Origin of the sequence: Glaciimonas sp. CA11.2, assembly GCF_034314045.1 — a bacterium.
GTDB lineage: Bacteria > Pseudomonadota > Gammaproteobacteria > Burkholderiales > Burkholderiaceae_D > Glaciimonas.
Genome location: NZ_JAVIWL010000001.1, coordinates 1,221,154 through 1,238,171 on the forward strand (window position 1 = coordinate 1,221,154; position 17,018 = coordinate 1,238,171).

General features: G+C 49.4%; 17 protein-coding genes and 1 tRNA gene. 5 read left to right on the forward strand and 13 right to left on the reverse strand.

Going from position 1 to position 17,018, the window contains the following annotated elements; translation table 11 throughout:
• Nucleotides 1–69: 69 nt before the first annotated feature.
• Nucleotides 70–711: a lytic transglycosylase domain-containing protein gene (locus tag RGU75_RS05230; protein WP_322233637.1), complete on the reverse strand. Its 642-nt coding sequence runs from the start codon at nt 709–711 to the stop codon at nt 70–72.
• Nucleotides 712–883: 172 nt separating this feature from the next.
• Nucleotides 884–2,623 carry a proline--tRNA ligase gene (locus tag RGU75_RS05235; RefSeq protein ID WP_322233639.1) on the reverse strand — a complete coding sequence of 580 codons (1,740 nt, stop codon included), beginning with the start codon at nt 2,621–2,623 and terminating at the stop codon, nt 884–886.
• Nucleotides 2,624–2,824: 201 nt separating this feature from the next.
• On the opposite strand from RGU75_RS05235, the gene RGU75_RS05240 reads away from it, so the two are divergent.
• Nucleotides 2,825–3,454 (forward strand): RNA pyrophosphohydrolase, encoded by a 630-nt coding sequence (locus RGU75_RS05240; RefSeq protein ID WP_322233643.1) that lies wholly within the window; start codon nt 2,825–2,827, stop codon nt 3,452–3,454.
• Between the two features lie 8 nt (nt 3,455–3,462).
• Complete coding sequence (locus RGU75_RS05245; RefSeq protein ID WP_322233645.1) at nt 3,463–4,032, forward strand: CNP1-like family protein; 570 nt, start codon at nt 3,463–3,465, stop codon at nt 4,030–4,032.
• Between the two features lie 177 nt (nt 4,033–4,209).
• Here RGU75_RS05245 and proB read toward each other — a convergent pair whose 3' ends face one another.
• From proB to rplU, 4 genes are all read right to left on the reverse strand, one after another.
• Nucleotides 4,210–5,328: a glutamate 5-kinase gene (proB, locus tag RGU75_RS05250; protein ID WP_322233646.1), complete on the reverse strand. Its 1,119-nt coding sequence runs from the start codon at nt 5,326–5,328 to the stop codon at nt 4,210–4,212.
• 204 nt (nt 5,329–5,532) lie between these two features.
• On the reverse strand, nt 5,533–6,642 hold the full coding sequence (gene obgE, locus RGU75_RS05255) for a GTPase ObgE (RefSeq protein WP_322233648.1): 1,110 nt from the start codon (nt 6,640–6,642) through the stop codon (nt 5,533–5,535).
• Between the two features lie 326 nt (nt 6,643–6,968).
• Nucleotides 6,969–7,241 carry a 50S ribosomal protein L27 gene (gene rpmA, locus RGU75_RS05260; RefSeq protein ID WP_322233651.1) on the reverse strand — a complete coding sequence of 91 codons (273 nt, stop codon included), beginning with the start codon at nt 7,239–7,241 and terminating at the stop codon, nt 6,969–6,971.
• Between the two features lie 126 nt (nt 7,242–7,367).
• Nucleotides 7,368–7,679 (reverse strand): 50S ribosomal protein L21, encoded by a 312-nt coding sequence (gene rplU / locus RGU75_RS05265; RefSeq protein ID WP_205322978.1) that lies wholly within the window; start codon nt 7,677–7,679, stop codon nt 7,368–7,370.
• A 236-nt stretch (nt 7,680–7,915) separates the two neighbouring features.
• Here rplU and grxD point away from each other — a divergent pair, with 236 nt between their 5' ends.
• Together grxD and RGU75_RS05275 are read left to right on the forward strand one after the other, a co-directional pair.
• Complete coding sequence (gene grxD / locus RGU75_RS05270) at nt 7,916–8,227, forward strand: Grx4 family monothiol glutaredoxin (RefSeq protein ID WP_322233653.1); 312 nt, start codon at nt 7,916–7,918, stop codon at nt 8,225–8,227.
• An 88-nt stretch (nt 8,228–8,315) separates the two neighbouring features.
• A complete protein-coding gene (locus tag RGU75_RS05275; protein WP_322240267.1) occupies nt 8,316–8,885 on the forward strand; it encodes a UbiX family flavin prenyltransferase in 570 nt (189 codons plus the stop codon).
• Between the two features lie 115 nt (nt 8,886–9,000).
• Here the strand turns inward: RGU75_RS05275 and RGU75_RS05280 are convergent, their stop codons facing one another.
• The 5 genes from RGU75_RS05280 to RGU75_RS05300 all read right to left on the reverse strand — a co-directional run bounded on the left by RGU75_RS05280 (nt 9,001) and on the right by RGU75_RS05300 (nt 14,598).
• Nucleotides 9,001–11,085 (reverse strand): M61 family metallopeptidase, encoded by a 2,085-nt coding sequence (locus RGU75_RS05280; protein WP_322233656.1) that lies wholly within the window; start codon nt 11,083–11,085, stop codon nt 9,001–9,003.
• Nucleotides 11,078–11,548, reverse strand: coding sequence for a DUF3429 domain-containing protein (locus tag RGU75_RS05285; RefSeq protein ID WP_322233658.1), 471 nt, complete (start codon nt 11,546–11,548; stop codon nt 11,078–11,080). Before RGU75_RS05285 ends, RGU75_RS05280 begins: the two co-directional genes overlap by 8 nt.
• 263 nt (nt 11,549–11,811) lie before the next feature.
• Nucleotides 11,812–12,408: a nucleotidyltransferase family protein gene (locus RGU75_RS05290; RefSeq protein ID WP_322233660.1), complete on the reverse strand. Its 597-nt coding sequence runs from the start codon at nt 12,406–12,408 to the stop codon at nt 11,812–11,814.
• A 16-nt stretch (nt 12,409–12,424) separates the two neighbouring features.
• A complete protein-coding gene (locus tag RGU75_RS05295; protein ID WP_322233662.1) occupies nt 12,425–13,201 on the reverse strand; it encodes a DsbC family protein in 777 nt (258 codons plus the stop codon).
• 11 nt (nt 13,202–13,212) lie between these two features.
• Nucleotides 13,213–14,598 (reverse strand): FAD-dependent monooxygenase, encoded by a 1,386-nt coding sequence (locus RGU75_RS05300; protein ID WP_322233663.1) that lies wholly within the window; start codon nt 14,596–14,598, stop codon nt 13,213–13,215.
• Between the two features lie 84 nt (nt 14,599–14,682).
• On the opposite strand from RGU75_RS05300, the gene RGU75_RS05305 reads away from it, so the two are divergent.
• A tRNA-Phe gene (locus tag RGU75_RS05305) sits at nt 14,683–14,758 on the forward strand.
• Between the two features lie 477 nt (nt 14,759–15,235).
• Here RGU75_RS05305 and RGU75_RS05310 read toward each other — a convergent pair.
• Nucleotides 15,236–15,982, reverse strand: a complete 747-nt coding sequence (locus RGU75_RS05310) for a glycosyltransferase family 2 protein (protein ID WP_322233666.1) — start codon at nt 15,980–15,982, stop codon at nt 15,236–15,238.
• A gap of 93 nt (nt 15,983–16,075) precedes the next feature.
• Complete coding sequence (locus RGU75_RS05315; protein ID WP_322233667.1) at nt 16,076–17,002, reverse strand: glycosyltransferase family 2 protein; 927 nt, start codon at nt 17,000–17,002, stop codon at nt 16,076–16,078.
• Between the last annotated feature and the right edge of the window lie 16 nt (nt 17,003–17,018).

Below are 17,018 nucleotides of genomic sequence, written 5' to 3' on the forward strand. Positions count from 1 at the left end.
GCTAATATTAGTAACGATGTATGCGATGTTACGATCAATCTGGGCCAGTCGGCACAACTGCCCAAACTACTACTGCACCGCCACCGTCGTATTAAGAGGAACCTGGCTATATTCCCACCGCTTCCATGCGGCCTGCACTGCATTCGGATACTCCGGACGGCCGCGGCTACCGTTGTAACGGCCTAACGCCAAATATAGATTGCCCTTTTCCATATCCAGATACATCCGCAAAATCGCGCAACCGTAGCGCAGGTTGGTCTGCATATTAAAAAGTCTGCTGCGATCAGAGTCGCCGATAACACGCGTCCAGAACGGCATCACCTGCATGTAACCTTGCGCGTTGACGCTAGACAGCGCATATTTACGAAATGCTGATTCAACCTGAATCAAGCCCAATACCAACGCTGGATCAAGACCTGCGCGTTTGGATTCATACCAGGTGGTTTCCAGAAATTCGTTACGCATCTGCGCATCAGGAAATTTCTTTTTAAGACGTGTCGACATCTCAACCAGCCAATATAAGTACTGTATGCGCTGATTGATGTCGGTGAATTGTGGTTTGGGAGGCCCCGCATCGTTAATCGCACGCGACAGAGCCAGCCGCACCGAATCGGCCATCGCCTCTTCCTTTTGATTGCCGGCATGCGTCACACCACTCACCAAGAGCAGCGCTACCGACAACCACGGAATAATACGATCGATCAAACGCAAGTGAACTCCTGGAAAATAAACCATCGGTGTTCAGTTCCCGAGGAAACACCCGATTCGAAACAACAGTACAACTTGCATCCTAAGCCATTTCTCCCGCTCTTAAAGGTGGAAGAAATACCCAGGATGCCGAAGAAACGATCAACAGCCACGCTTATTTAACCAATTAAGCGCATTAACCGATCAGGCGCGCTTTCACAAAACTCACCATTTCCGCCAAGGGCACGCTCGTCGCTTCAGTGTCACGTCGCCCCTGATATTCCAGTTGGCCTTCTTTTAACCCACGATCACCAACCACCACGCGATGCGGCACACCGATCAACTCCCAATCGGCAAACATTGCACCCGGACGTTCGCCGCGATCATCCAGAATCACGTCGACACCTGCGGCTAGCAACGCTTCGTAGAGTTTGTCCGTTTCGGTTTTGACCGCTTCGCTACGATCATAGCCCATTGGACAGAGAACAACTTCAAATGGCGCAATCGCGATTGGCCAGATGATGCCCTTGTCATCAAAGTTCTGCTCGATGGCGGCGCCCAAAATGCGCGTGATACCAATACCATAACAACCCATTTGCAACGGTTGCGGCTTGCCGTTCTCGTCCAGGAAGGTGGCGTTCATTGCCTCCGAATAGGCGGTACCAAGCTGAAACACATGACCAATTTCAATGCCACGTTGAATCTCCAGCACGCCCTTGCCATCCGGCGACTGGTCGCCAGCGACCACGTTACGGATATCCATCACCATCGGCTCGGGCAGATCACGGCCCCAATTCGCACCAGTGAAATGGAAGTCTACTTCATTCGCGCCGCAGACGAAATCATGCATGTTGGCGACGGTTCGGTCAGCAACGACCATAATCGGTTTTTTAGTATTGATCGGTCCCAGATAACCCGGTGGCGTACCAAACCACTCAACAATTTCTTCTTCTGTTGAAAAGCGATAACCCGTCAGACCAGGGATTTTGTTAGCCTTGATTTCGTTAAGAGCGTGATCGCCACGCAACATCAACAACCAGACTTGCTTGGAAGCGGCTTCTTTTTCAGTCGCCTCTTTCTCAACGGTCAGGACAATCGACTTAATGGTCGTGCTCAGTGGGATGCTCAGCAATTCAGCAACCGCTTCGCACTTGGCCTTGCCCGGCGTTGCCGTTTTGGTCAGCTCCTGCGTTGGTGCAGCGCGCACTGCTTCAATTTGCAGCGCCTCGGCAGCTTCCATATTTGCCGCGTAATCAGACGTCGGGCAATACACAATCGCGTCTTCTCCGGTAGCAGCGATGACGTGAAACTCATGCGAACCAGTGCCGCCAATGGCCCCGTTATCCGCGGCGACAGGACGAAATTGCAGCCCAAAACGATTAAAAATCCGAATATAGGCGTCGTACATAATTTGATACGAATTTTTCAGACCATCGAGGTCCCGATCAAAAGAATAGGCATCTTTCATCGTAAACTCACGACCGCGCATCAAACCAAAACGGGGACGCCGTTCATCGCGAAACTTAGTCTGAATATGATAAAAATTCACTGGAAGTTTGCGATACGAGCGCAATTCGGTCCGCGCAATGTCGGTAATCACTTCTTCCGAAGTCGGTTGAATGATGAAATCACGGCCGTGACGGTCTTTGACGCGCATCAGTTCATCGCCGTATTTCTGCCAGCGGCCGGTTTCTTGCCAAAGTTCAGCAGGTTGTACGACTGGCATCAATAGTTCAACCGCGCCAGAACGATTCATTTCTTCGCGCACGATATTTTCAACTTTGCGAATAACCCGCAAACCCATCGGCATATAGGTGTAAATGCCGGAACCGAGGCGTTTAATCATGCCGGCGCGCATCATTAATTTATGGCTAACGATTTCAGCGTCGGATGGTGCTTCTTTAAGAGTTGAGACAAAAAAACGGGAGGCGCGCATAACGGTGAATTCTTTTTAAAAAGAGAGGGTTATAATCGACTCAATTTTAAAGGATTAGCTGGCTGATGCGCCCACTCTTTGCACAATTGATTGATGTTCTGATCGGATTAACCTCTGATTGGGACCTGTTTCGTGTTGATTTAACACGTAAGCAAGTTGGCATAGGGATCGCCTAGTCGCAGAAAGTTTTGAGGTATCAGTATGCTGGACCGTGAAGGCTTCCGCCCTAACGTCGGCATTATCTTGCTTAACACCCAGAATGAAGTGTGGTGGGGCAAGCGCGTGCGCGAACATTCGTGGCAATTTCCACAAGGTGGCATTAAGTACGGTGAAACGCCGGAACAAGCCATGTTTCGCGAACTAGAGGAAGAAATCGGCCTCAAAGCGGAGCATGTCAAAATTATCGGTCGAACCCGTGACTGGCTGCGCTATGAAGTGCCAGATCATTTCATCAAACGCGATATTCGCGGGCATTATCGCGGCCAGAAACAAATCTGGTTCTTGCTGCGGATGGTCGGACGCGATTGTGATGTTAACCTGCGCCTGACCGAGCATCCCGAATTTGATGCTTGGCGCTGGCACGATTACTGGGTCCCGCTAGATGTCGTGATCGAGTTCAAGCGCGATGTTTATCAACGCGCCTTGCAAGAGCTGTCGCGCTTCCTGACACGTCCGATGCAAAGTGCTGGACGTCATACTCGCCCGTTGCGCTGCGCAGAATCAGGAGAAACGCACGACTCTAGAGACTCACCAGACCCAGATTGCGACGAAGAAATTGGAAATGCCCCACAACACTGCATTTCGGCTGAACCGAGTATCGATAAGGAGTAAGTTTTTCTATGTTTTTTAACGCCACTTTCCAACCAAAACTGCGTAAATTGTTTGTCGTCACGGCACTACTTCTTTCCGCGACTGCCCATGTCCATGCCGCTCCCGGTTCTGGCCCGGGGCCCGGGTTTGACGACGATTTCGATGATGAAGTAAAAACCTGGCAGGAACTCGCTGTTCAATTACCGGCACAACCGGAACCGGCGAGTATGGTCTCATTCTATGTCAGCCCGACATCGATCATGAAATTCGCAATTGATATTAAATCAATAACAGTTGGGACAGATGGCGTGGTACGTTACACGCTGATCAGTACCAGCAGTGGCGGCGCTGAAAATGTCAGCTATGAAGGAATCCGCTGCCAGACTGCCGAAAGAAAGTTGTATGCTTTTGGGCATAAAGACGGCACTTGGTCGCGTGCTCGCCTCAGCAAATGGCAGCAAATCACCGACGTTAACGCAAACCGCCAACATGCCGCGCTATTCAAAGATTTTTTGTGCCAGAACGGCACCATCGCTGGCAAGGTAACGGATATACAAACTCGCCTACGGGACAATCGGCCATTGAAACCGGGTGGTTAAGCAAAAATTTTAGTAAGCTCAAGTAAATCGGAGCTAGCGCTAGAAAACTGTCCGGCTCTCAGGCCAAATGACCATTTTAGGTTCGGATCAACTAAATGCCTAAAAAAACCGATATGGTTTACATATCGGTTTTTTATTTAATTATTTAATTATTTAATTATTTAATTATTTAATTATTTACAACAAAACCATATTGTCCCGATGAATCAATTCTGACTTTTCGACAAAGCCCAAAATAGTAGCGATCTCCGACGATGGATGTCGCATAATCCGCCTGGTTTCTGCGCTGGTGTAATTGCTGATACCACGCGCAACCGCACGACCATCGCTACCGACGCAAGTAATCACATCGCCACGACCAAACTCACCCAACACATCGGTGACGCCAATCGGCAGCAATGACTTGCCCTCTTCCGTCAACTTTTGCACCGCACCCGCGTCCAGCAGCACTTTTCCCGCTGTTTTCAGATGATCTGCCATCCATTGCTTACGTGCTTTTAATTGGCCAGTCTGTGCGTTCAACTGCGTGCCAATCGCTTCACCGGCAGCAAGTCGCGTCAATACATCCGTTTCACGGCCCCACGCAATCACGGTATGCGCGCCGGAGGTTGCCGCACGTTTTGCCGCCAGAATTTTGGTAAACATCCCACCGCGACCAATACTTGAACCGGCCTCGCCAGCCATTATTTCGAGTGCAGGATCGCCAGCTTGCGCCTCGTGCACAAATTTCGCGTTCGGGTCTTTACGCGGATCGGCGGTGAACAAACCCTTTTGATCGGTCAAAATGATTAAAGCTTCAGCCTCAATCAAATTCGCTACCAACGCACCAAGCGTATCGTTGTCGCCGAATTTGATTTCGTCCGTTACCACCGTATCATTTTCATTAATAATCGGAATAACGCCAAAACGTAGCAGTGTAAAAAGCGTAGAACGGGCGTTCAAATAACGCTCTCGATCAGCCAAATCAGCGTGCGTCAACAACACCTGTGCAGTATGCAAGTTGTGCGCACGAAAACTGGTTTCATAAATCTGCGCTAACCCCATTTGCCCTACCGCAGCGCATGCCTGTAATTCATCAATACTGGTTGGGCGCTTATCAAAACCAAGTCGCTGCATACCTTCTGCCACAGCACCGGAACTGACCAGCACCACTTCTTTACCCATTTCTCGCAAGGCAGCAATTTGCTCAGCCCAGGTAGCAATCGCCTCGCTATCAAGTCCCTTGCCATCATTGGTAACCAGCGACGACCCGACCTTGATGATGATACGTTTCGCTTTTTGAATGACGGAATTCATATTTTTTTATCTGCCACAGCCGAAAGCACCGATTTGGCGCTGATAATAAAAAACCGACATCGCCAGAGCGTTAAGCGCTAGCCATGTCGGTTGATTGGCAAAGCCAATTAGCCGGTTCAATTTGCTGAATCTTAATGCAGCGCTTTGATGAGGCCAAGGCCGAGGCCAAAACCGAAATAATAAGGCTCAACCGAGCTTAAAATATTAATCAAGAATTTTAAAGCGCGGATCATCTGGATCGATAGACAGAATACCTTGTGCTTCTTCCGTCATATGCGTTTCTTCAGCGCGATGTTCTTGCTGACGCTTTTCTGCCAGATAAGCATAGATCTCATTAACCAGTTCAGGGCAACCAGCATGCGTCAATGCAGAGATTTCGAAAACCGGGCCCTTCCAGCCAAAACGCTTCACGAAATCCTTCACCCGTTTTTTGCGCTCGTCTTCCGGTACAACGTCCAGTTTGTTGAGAACCAACCAACGTGGTTTATCAAACAACGACTGATCGTATTTTTCGAGTTCTTTGACGATTGCTTTGGCTTCTTTCACCGGATCAACCGTTGATTCGAATGGTGCTAAATCAACGATGTGCAATAGCAAACCGGTACGTTGCAAATGCTTCAGAAATTGAATTCCTAGCCCTGCGCCATCCGCTGCGCCTTCAATCAAACCCGGAATATCCGCAATCACGAAACTTTTCTCGTGACTGACGCGAACCACGCCCAGATTAGGATGCAGCGTTGTAAATGGATAATCGGCAATTTTCGGACGTGCGTTTGACACAGCCGTAATAAACGTCGATTTACCGGCATTCGGCTGTCCCAGCAAACCAACATCAGCGAGTACTTTTAGTTCTAAGCGCAAGATGCGGCGTTCGCCTTCTTTACCATCACTTTTTTGACGTGGTGCGCGATTGGTCGAGGTTTTGAAGTGAATGTTACCCCAACCGCCTTCGCCGCCTTTAGCCAACATGATTTCTTGACCATGTTCGGTCAAATCGGCAATGCTTTCGCCGGTATCGACATCAACGATCAGCGTGCCAACCGGCATGCGCAGCTTGATATCGTCCGCGCCTTTGCCGTAGCAATCCGAGCCACGACCGTTTTCGCCGCGGCCTGCGCGATGCATTTTGGAAAAGCGAAAATCAACTAGTGTATTGACGTTACGGTCAGCCACGGCGTAAATACTGCCGCCAATGCCGCCGTCACCGCCGTCTGGTCCGCCAAAGGGACGAAATTTTTCGCGCAAAAAGCTCGCAACCCCATTGCCACCATCGCCGGCAATGACTTCGATTTTTGCTTCATCTATAAACTTCATTCGAAGATCCTAATGAGATTGACTATTTTAATTCTGATTTGACTATTTTGTCTGCCGCTCTGATTTTATAAAAAATCCGGGAGCAGGCTACCGCAGCATTGTTGAAGTCCGCACAACCAGGTGCAACTAACACAACAATTACCGAGTTGCCCCATTCAATGTGTACAACGCATATTGCCTTCTGGCATGATATTCAGACTACAGGCTGACATCGAATGAATTTTGCAACTAAAAAACTAAAAAGGCTCTACCTGCGGCAGAGCCTTTCGCGGCCAAGCTTGCGCTTCGCGCTCATCTACTTCAAGTAATGCTTACTGCTTGCTTAATTAAGCAGCAACTGCAGCAGGCGCTACAACAGTGACGTATTGACGCTTCTCAGCACCCTTGATCACAAATTGTACTTTTCCTTGAATCAGTGCAAACAAGGTATGATCCTTGCCCATGCCAACATTTTCGCCTGGATGCGTTTTAGTACCGCGTTGACGAATAATGATGCCGCCAGCGTTAATCGCCTGGCCACCGTAGACCTTGACGCCGAGTCGTTTTGACTCTGAGTCACGGCCGTTGCGCGTAGTGCCGCCGCCTTTTTTATGTGCCATTTAAAACTCCTGATATTTGGTTAAGTCAATCAACGTCATTTAGTCAGACTTCTTTCGCAACGTGATGTGCCTCGCAAAAACTGCGTTGCGCGCTACGGTTTTGAATGAAGTCAGCTGCTAACTAAATTAAGCGTTGATCGAAACGATTTGAATTTCGGTGTAATTTTGACGATGGCCTTGATGCTTCTGATAATGCTTACGACGACGCATTTTGAAGATCTTGACTTTATCGTGGCGACCTTGCGCCAATACCTTAACCAACACCGTAGCACCTTCGACCAATGGCACTCCAACCTGCAGAGTATCGCCAGCGCCAACTGCCAGCACTTGATCTATAGTGAGTTCGGTGCCAATGTCTGCAGGTATCTGTTCTATTTTAAGTTTTTCGCCGGCAATAACTTTATATTGTTTGCCACCGGTTTTTATGACCGCGTACATATGAAACCTCATCGAAATAATTGAATAACTAACAACAATTCATCCTTCCCTGCACGGCATAAAATGTCATCCGGAGTCGGGAGAACCTGAGATTATACATAGTCTTCTCTTCAGAGTCAAAAACTCTTGACAATTGCATTAAGCACACGTTAATTGTGTCGCATTTCAGTCGCGTCAGCGGGGCACGCTGCTTTTTCATATAATGACTGTATTCTGAATAATTTTAAGGGTTTGCCATGAGCGAAGTACAAACGTGGATTAAAGAAACCGTGACACAAAACCCAGTGGTTTTGTTCATGAAGGGCACTGCCCAATTTCCACAATGCGGTTTTTCAGGTCGTGCCATCCAGCTACTCAAAGCTAACGGCGCGGTCAACATCGTCACCATCAACGTGCTGGAAGATCCCGCCGTGCGTCAAGGTATCAAGGACTATTCAAATTGGCCGACAGTCCCGCAACTGTATGTCAAAGGTGAATTTGTTGGTGGTTCGGACATCATGAACGAGATGCACGAATCCGGCGAACTGAAAACCTTGTTAACGCCTTAAGCGGCCCGCGGTGTCGGCTGAATCCGAGGAATCTAAGGCCGCTGATCACGATCAGCGGCCAGCGTCTCCGGCTGCGCAACGTCGGTTAATTATAGCCATCACTGGCGCGACCGGTGTTGCCTACGGTGTGAGGCTTTTGCAATTTTTGCGTGAAGTGCCGGAGATTGAATCGCATTTATTGATCTCGGATGCGGGCGTTCTCAATCTGCATCAAGAACTCGATATGCGCCGCAAAGAAGTAGAAGCATTAGCGGACGTGACGTATAACGTGCGCGATGTTGGTGCTTCGATTGCGAGCGGATCGTTTCAGTCCGATGGCATGATCGTTGCACCGTGCTCAATGAAAACGTTAGCAGCGGTGGCAAACGGTCTCTCCGACAATTTGATCACGCGTGCGGCAGACGTCGTACTAAAAGAGCGTCGGCGTTTGACGCTCATGGTGCGCGAGACGCCGTTTAATCTGGCGCATCTGCGCAACATGACGAGTGTTACAGAAATGGGCGGGATCATTTTCCCCCCTCTTCCCGGCTTTTATCACCGTCCTAAAACTATTAACGAAATGATCGACCACACCGTCGGTCGCGTGCTTGATTTGTATGGTGTTGCCCACACGTTGACGCCGCGCTGGAACGGCCTTAAGGCGGATAACGAATCCTGATACTGATCTGCTCAACCTCAAATGAGCAGACTTTATCAACCGCGTTCCCCTACCAACCATTTCACTCCATCGCCCCCAAAAAGTGGCAACGTGCCGACGTGCCCAAGTAACCACTTCAGCGCCCCGTCTTTCCTTCCAACCACGCATTGCGCACCGTCAGGACAGTTACCGGTTTCGACTCTGCATTAAGATGCCATTGGGGCGTTGTATCGGCAAGCAACTTGACGCTAAAAACCAATAACTCATCGCGCCGAAACACATGCGCGGTCACCGTATCGCCAACACGATAGCGTGCAAGCAGGATGTCCAGATTGGCTGTCACACGAATCCCGTCAAGCGCCAGCAACACATCTCCAGCCGACAAACCGGCTCGATGCGCCGCGCCGCCTTCATAAACGTTCGCCAGCTTGCTTTCGACGCCATTGCGACTGATACGCGCACCCATGCCCGGTTTTGCTGTTTTACGACCGTCAGCGATCGTCACCCCGGCGGTTGCGAACAACTTGGCCAGCGGCAGATCCTCCGTGCCGCGTACAAATCTATCAAAGAAACGCTTTAGCTTCAGTCCGGTCACCGCATCAAACAATGACTCAACCGCCGCCTCCGTCACGCCACGTCCGGACGACGCGTTATTGGCAAAGAAATCGCGACCGTATTTTTGCCACAAAGCCCGCATGACATCATCCAGCGATTTTTTGTTTTTAGTTTCGCTGCGGATCATCAAATCCAACCCCAGCGCCACCAACGAGCCTTTGGTGTAATAACTGATGATCGCGTTTGGCGCGTTCTCGTCCTGACGATAATATTTCACCCACGCGTCGAAGCTTGATTCGGCGACGCTTTGCTTACGGCGTCCACTACCGAGCAGGACGCCATTAATCGTTTTGGCCATCATTTTCAGGTATTGCGCCTCATCAATCAGTCCGCACCGAAACAGCATCAAGTCGTCGTAATAACTGGTAAATCCTTCGAACAACCACAACAACGGGGTGTAATTTTCGACTTGCAAATCGTACGGAGCAAATGCCGCAGGTTTAATGCGCTTGACGTTCCACGTATGAAAATACTCATGACTACACAGACCGAGAAAGGTGCGATAGCCATCACTTGTCTCAGGCTGTCCCTTTACCGGCAAATCGGCCCGTGCACAAATCAACGCGGTCGAGGCGCGGTGTTCAAGGCCGCCATAACCATCACCTACCGCAAGCGTTAAAAATACATAACGCTGCATCGGCGCTTGCTTGGCGAATTTGGTTCCCGCTGGCTCAAAAAAAGCAATTTGCGTTTCACATATCTTTTTCAGATCCGCAGTCAGTCGTGTCATATCCAGATTCGGCACGTTGCCCGTAATCGCTATCTCGTGCGGGACACCATGCGCTTTAAAGGTAGCAAGCTGAAACAACCCCATCTCAACCGGATGATCAATCAGCTCATCATAATTGGACGCAACATAGCTGCCAAAACTACCGCGTTTGGCCTTCAAGGTCGGCAGCGCCGTGGCTATGCGCCAGTGCACATACTGGTCGCCATGAGGACGTTGAATATCAACCACGTGTGGAATATCTTCTTGCCCGACAACCCGCAAAAATACACTGGTGCCATTAAAAAATCCGTGCGTCTGATCCAGATGTGCTGCACGTACCGACAAATCCCACGCATAGACTTGATAGTGCAATGTCAGCGGCCCGTCGCAAGGTCCCGCTTGCCATGAATGCTTATCGAGTTTTTTTAAGGCAATCGTTCGGCCATTCGACTCACCACGAATCTGAACGATATGACGCGCAAATTCGCGGATCATGTAACTGCCAGGAATCCACGCTGGCAGAGCCACGATTTGTCCGACCGCTGCTGGCGCATTAATCACCAACGTCACGGCAAACAAATGGGCCGCCGGATCTGCTGCCACAATACTGTAATGCAAGGCCGGAGTCCGAATAACAATCTCTGGACTAACCAAACCAGCCAGCTCAGGCTTGCGCTTTGGAAGTGACTTCGCTAATAACTTAACGCCCGACTTAGTACCAGCCTTAGCACCAGCCTTCAATCCCGCTTTAGAAAGCTTGACCGCAGATTTGGCGCGACCAGCCTTAATCCGGTCGGCCTTAGTGGGCACCAATTTACCGATTAATGACTTCGCGATAGATTTTGCGGCGGCCTTTGCCATTGGTTTTGCGGCAGATTTTTGGGTAGACTTATGCACCGAGATTTCCTCTCACGCCAGCGGCAAGCATGGCTAACACCATCGCGCCAACCGCAGCACAGGTTAGTCTATAACGTAATTCAATGAACCAGCCTGGCAGACCGTACCAAACGAATAAACGCTTATCCACTTGATACGCCGCAATAAAGCCCAGAATCAATAAAGTATAACCATACGCAAAGAACAGGGTCGAAAACCAGGCAATCGTGGTCGGCATAATCCCCCAGATCAAGGCTCTTTTAGTCCGCTCTGCAGAGAGATCGGCACGCAATACCATCGCGCCCCAATGAATACCGCCTAGAAATGATAATGCAGCGACACCGTAAGCCATTTGACCGCGAATAAACTCGCCAAGCCAATCCGGGCTAACCAGCCAGCAACCCAGCGTTAACAGGACGAATGGGACCAAGCCCGTATAACCGAGAACAAGGATCAGGCGTTTATTTAGAAAGTGTGGATTCATCGCGGAAGATTGGCAAGTTAGTGAAGCACGACACGTCATCTACGCGGCAAACTTATGGCATCTATAAATCAGAAATGACCACGACAAAGCGTCGCAGACATGATGAACGTCAGGCGGAGCCAACAATAAAATACACGTTTGATTTAAAAATAAAATAAGCCGAGCGATGGCATGAAAAAACAATAGTCTACGGGGTTATCGCGAAACCAACACCCGCTTAGTGGGTTGCCATGCGCATAGAGGATCAATCAGCAGAATTCCGCTTACGATTGTGGTATATCGGCGACGGTATCAATGTCCTGTAAGACACCTGGATCATCCACCGCAACCTCCACCACAGGAAAACGCTCCAGCAAACCCCGCGCACCCTGATCGCCACGCAGCGCTAACAAGTGCGAAAGATGACGATGACTGAAAGCAACCGGATTACCGCGACGTTGATTGCAGACTGGCACCGCGATATCTGCGCCCTGATCCAATGCTGCTTTTAACGCCATGATCGTAGAAACCTGCACAAACGGCATATCGGCTAACGCGATCACCCATCCTACCGCGGTCGCTGTTTGCTGGAGACCAAACACCAGCGTCGTCGCCATTCCATCATCCGCATCAGCGCACTCAAGCAGCGTGCAGCCAACAAGCTCCTCTGCCAATTGCGCAGTCAACGGCGGCGCATCGGTCCGACACACCACAGTAACCGGCAACACGGCAGAAAGATGCTTTGCTGCTGCCGCCAAAACAGTTTCTCCGCTAGGAAGAAGTTGCAGCAATTTGCTCTGCTTCCCGCTTGGATCAAAACGACGACCACGACCGGCGGCGAGCAAAATACCTGCTATTTGATCGGTCGCCGGAAGATCCATGAGATAGTTGGCCGTCTTATTTGCTAGACGCGACTGGTGTAGCTGGCGCAGCCGGTACAACCGAGGCAAACTTTTCCTCAAGCGCCTTCGCATCGATAAAGCCCGGTATACGCGATCCATCGGCAAAGATGATCGTCGGCGTGCCACTGACGCCAAGCGCCTGTCCCAGCGCTAATACTTTGTCGTTCGGCGTCGCTACGCAACTCGCCGCAGCCGTAGCGGGCAACTTACCGTTCAGCATCCAGTCGTCCCACGCTTTGTCACGATTGGCGCTACACCAGACGTTTTTAGACTTCACCGCAGAATCCGCAGCCAGGATGTTATACATAAAGGTGTACACAGTGACGTTGTCAACATCCTGCAAAGTCTTACGGAATTTTTTGCAATAACCGCAGTTAGGATCTTCAAACACCGCAATCACGCGCTTGCCGTTGCCCTTGACGGACTTCATTGCCAGTTCCAGCGGCAAATCGGAGAACTTCACCTTACTGATTTCATCCATGCGCTCCTTAGTGTAATCCCGTGAACTCTTGGCGTCCAGGATACGACCAACGAACATATATTTAGCCGCTGCATCGGTATAAAAAATATCTTTCCCGACGCGCACCTCAAACATGCCCAAATACGGTGTTTTGGCAACCGCATCCACTTTGACACCATCCCCTAAACGCGGCTCGATAAGCTTTTTGACCGCGGTTTCTTGCGCAGTTTCAGCGATAGCTGCCGTCATCAATGAACCCAACATCACTGCCAACAACAATGGCTTTAAACGTTCCCAAATCCGTACTTGCATTACAACTCCCATTAATTTTTTTCGAATGTACGACCGAACGCATGACCCATCAATCGCCGCTTTAAGACCGGCAGCCTGTCCAGCAAGTTCAATCCGACGTTGCGCGCCAAGCGTAGCGGCGCTATGTCGAGCCCAAATAAGCGTTCAAGACCATCGGTAGCAAGTTGCATTAAAAGAATCTCTTCCTTGCGTGAACGCGCGTATTTTGCCAATACCGCGGTATCACCACAATCACGATGCGGACCGCGCTCGGCCAACACCTTAATCAAGGCAGTGACGTCACCAAACCCCAAGTTCATCCCTTGACCGGCCAGCGGATGCACCACGTGCGCCGCATCACCAATCAACGCAACCCGCGGCGCCACCAGCGCATGACTACGAATCAGCGCCAGCGGAAAACTCTGCACGCTCTCCGGTTGCAATGGCGTCAACTGACCTAACTGCGCACCCGCCAACGCCGACAAACGCTCTGCCAGTTGCGTCAGCGACTCCCGTAACAAAGTCGGTGCCAGGCTTTCCGGAGCCGACCACACCAACGACACCCGCTGCCCCGGCAACGGCAATAACGCGACGATTCCCTCTTCAGCAGTAAACCATTGATGTGCTACGTCATGATGCGGAAGGGTAGTTTCAAAGTTAGCCACAATCGCCCGCTGATGATAAGAGCGGTAATCGATGCCGATATCACATTGATGACGCACCCACGATTGCGCGCCATCAGCGCCAACCAGCAATGCAGCAGTCAGCAACGAACCATCTTGCAGCGTCAAGGTCACACCACCTTTGCCAGCGCCATCGCCGCCGCCAACGGCATCGCTGACCAACATCTGTTGTGCCCGACCACGGACCACACGCACGTTATGCGCAAACTTCAATGCCGCATCCAACGCCTGATTCAAATTGCGATCCTCAACGATCCACGCCAACGCACCAGTACGCGCACTAAAAGCATCAAAGGAAATACTCCCGGCATTGGCTTCCGCGCCGCCTTTGACCAGCATGCTCTCCACGGGCGCAACCCGACTATCATCCAGGGCATCCCACACCTTGAGACCTGATAGCAGACTACGGGCAACGTGATTCAACGCATAAACACGCGGGTCCCAAGCGGCGGAATCACCCGAACGATGGCTCTCAACTTGTAACGAGAGGTTAGGAGGCGCACCATTGGCTGTTGAGGCACCCGAAGGGTCGCTCACCGAGACGCCTGAAGGCGCCGCTAATAAGGTGACAGTAAGACCCGCCTGCGCCAGCCCCAACGCCGCCGTCTTACCGATCGCACCATTGCCGACAATACAAATGTCACTATGGGAAACATTTCGCGAAGAAACACCATGCGTACTAAGCGCAGCAGCAGCCGCGAACACGCTCTTGGAAGGTAGTCTGGAATCATTCATGCAAACATTATAACGACTACTAAAATAAAATAATTACATAAGGTGTTTGCGAATTCAAAATGTCTTGCTATAATTCGGCTCCTTGGCCTGGTAGCTCAGTCGGTAGAGCAGAGGATTGAAAATCCTTGTGTCGGTGGTTCGATTCCGCCCCGGGCCACCAAGAAATTGCAGGAATATCAAAGGATTACATGCTTCAGCTTGTGATCCTTTTTTGTTTTAAGAATTTTTTACTAATATATTTGATCTGACCATCCATTTTTTGCCGACCCAAACGTATTTACAATTCACAGCGTGCACTAAATACGCCCTCTGTAATACGATAACAAGCCTCCAGTTTATCTGCTGATTTATTTGTGAATCACATTTTTAAAAATCAGCAGTACATTTTAGGTACAAGGTGAAAATGCATGCGTTCTGATTAAGCTGTTCAGCTCTGGATGCTGGCGGCAGTATATGTCAAGTTGCCTCTCCTGACTTCTCGGCGGCTTCTAACTTGAATCGCAATAGTTTCCTAATGGATACAACTCTCCAGATGACTGATTTGCTCAGATTTGAACGCTGTTGTTCTAACGCGAAATCGCAACAATACAAACCACGATCAAAATCTAGCCTAGTTTTACCAACTAAAACTTGCGCGCTACTTAAAAAAGAATTGCGGTAACTTAGTAAGATTTTTAAGTAACAGAGTCGTTACCCCACCTATCTCGTTCATGCGCATTGCCCTGTAGTCTTCACAAGTTTTTAACACCATGTTACGAACTGATCTATTGCTTACGCCACCGACCCGCATCCTCACTAAAACTTCAGGAATGTACTCTGCTCTGATACGGCCTCTTTCCAATATACGCAATATGCTTTCGTAGTCTGCAGCAATCCGAAATTTTGTATTGAAAAGACCAAGCGAATGGTATAAATCGCGCCTCACATAAAAAGTTGGATGCGGGGGCATCCACCCCCTTAGAATACGTGCCGAAGAGTATTTCCCTGAACGCCAGTAACGAACTACTTGGGATGCGTCATGCCTCTTAACGTAAACCAAATCTCCGTATACAGCGCCGACTGCCGGATCTTGAAACGCGTCGGCGATACGTGACAGGGCTGCAGAAGAGGCGAACATGTCGTCGGAGTGCAAAAACCCTACCACATCTCCAATCGCGTTTGCGATACCTTTGTTCAAGGCATGGTAAATACCCATATCCGGTTCGCTAATAAATGTTGATATGGAATCAATATGCCTACCGATCAATTCAACCGTTCCGTCCGATGAAGCACCGTCAATAACAACGTGATCAATATCCGTGTAATCTTGCGACTTAACGCTGCGCAATGTATCTTCTATGGTATTTATTCCGTTGTACACAGCGGTTATAACTGATATTTTCAATGAAATTTCTCGCAACTATTTTTGGTAATATTAATCGCTTATCTGGCGACTAAAAGTGATACTAAAACGCAACCCTTAGGATTAAGCACCAAATCAATCTATCTCGAATCCGTACTCTTCCCTCACTACTTGCGCAAGCGTAAGGCCTCCTTTTTTCATCGAAAATTTAAGCTCCTGAATTTTGACATCGACAAGGAATCGATACCAGAAACCCTGCAAAAAATGAAAAATTAAACCCTGCCGACCATCAAGAAATCCTAATCTTAAAAAATAGCGATATAGAAAATATAGAAACGCACGCAAACCTAAGGGGAGCCTCGCGTAGATGGTTCTTTTAATCCAACGCTTGACCCGCGCATCAACATTCATCGCATGGGTATTCCCAGGAACATCGATACGATCTTTATTCATCAAAAATTCAATCGCCTCCCTGGTAGCATATTGATTATGCTTTTGCGTCCACCAAGTAATGTTATTAAGATTATGGTCATAAAAATCAGCGTCAATATGATTAATCGCCCCATCTACAATAACGTGCTCGTCCATCCAGCGATTTTCAATTCTACCAAACCCCGCTCGCCAAATCCGTAGCAACCGGATGGGATACAACGCACCATATCTCAAAAATTTTCCGAGAAATATTCTTCCTAAATTAATGGTATAGCCGGTATGCTCAGGCAAAGCAGTTGCAAATGCTATACGCAAAGCCTTTACTAGCGACGGAGTCAGAGTCTCATCGGCATCCAGTTTCATCACCCACGTTGAGCTAATTTCTGCATTATCCAATGCCCAATTAAATTGAGACGCATGATTTAAGAATTTATGGTGTATTACCTCGGCACCAGCGCAAATAGCCAACTCGCATGTCCTATCCGTCGAATAGCTGTCAACCACAACTATCCGTATTGCGACACCCTGAAGACTTTGTATACAACGCTCAATATGCAATTCCTCATTCAATGTCAATATAACAATGGTGAGATCACAAGGCGCTGCCAGACTGGTGGTGGTTCTTTGCATGTGTTCTAAAGAAATC

Coding starts and splice junctions, on each gene's coding strand:
- RGU75_RS05315 (WP_322233667.1), bottom strand. CDS start 17,002: ATGCAAAGAACCACCACCAGTCTGGCAGCGCCTTGTGATCTCACCATT.
- RGU75_RS05240 (WP_322233643.1), top strand. CDS start 2,825: ATGCTGGACCGTGAAGGCTTCCGCCCTAACGTCGGCATTATCTTGCTT.
- rplU (WP_205322978.1), bottom strand. CDS start 7,679: ATGTACGCGGTCATAAAAACCGGTGGCAAACAATATAAAGTTATTGCC.
- grxD (WP_322233653.1), top strand. CDS start 7,916: ATGAGCGAAGTACAAACGTGGATTAAAGAAACCGTGACACAAAACCCA.
- rpmA (WP_322233651.1), bottom strand. CDS start 7,241: ATGGCACATAAAAAAGGCGGCGGCACTACGCGCAACGGCCGTGACTCA.
- RGU75_RS05285 (WP_322233658.1), bottom strand. CDS start 11,548: ATGAATCCACACTTTCTAAATAAACGCCTGATCCTTGTTCTCGGTTAT.
- obgE (WP_322233648.1), bottom strand. CDS start 6,642: ATGAAGTTTATAGATGAAGCAAAAATCGAAGTCATTGCCGGCGATGGT.
- RGU75_RS05290 (WP_322233660.1), bottom strand. CDS start 12,408: ATGGATCTTCCGGCGACCGATCAAATAGCAGGTATTTTGCTCGCCGCC.
- RGU75_RS05300 (WP_322233663.1), bottom strand. CDS start 14,598: ATGAATGATTCCAGACTACCTTCCAAGAGCGTGTTCGCGGCTGCTGCT.
- RGU75_RS05235 (WP_322233639.1), bottom strand. CDS start 2,623: ATGCGCGCCTCCCGTTTTTTTGTCTCAACTCTTAAAGAAGCACCATCC.
- RGU75_RS05295 (WP_322233662.1), bottom strand. CDS start 13,201: ATGCAAGTACGGATTTGGGAACGTTTAAAGCCATTGTTGTTGGCAGTG.
- proB (WP_322233646.1), bottom strand. CDS start 5,328: ATGAATTCCGTCATTCAAAAAGCGAAACGTATCATCATCAAGGTCGGG.
- RGU75_RS05245 (WP_322233645.1), top strand. CDS start 3,463: ATGTTTTTTAACGCCACTTTCCAACCAAAACTGCGTAAATTGTTTGTC.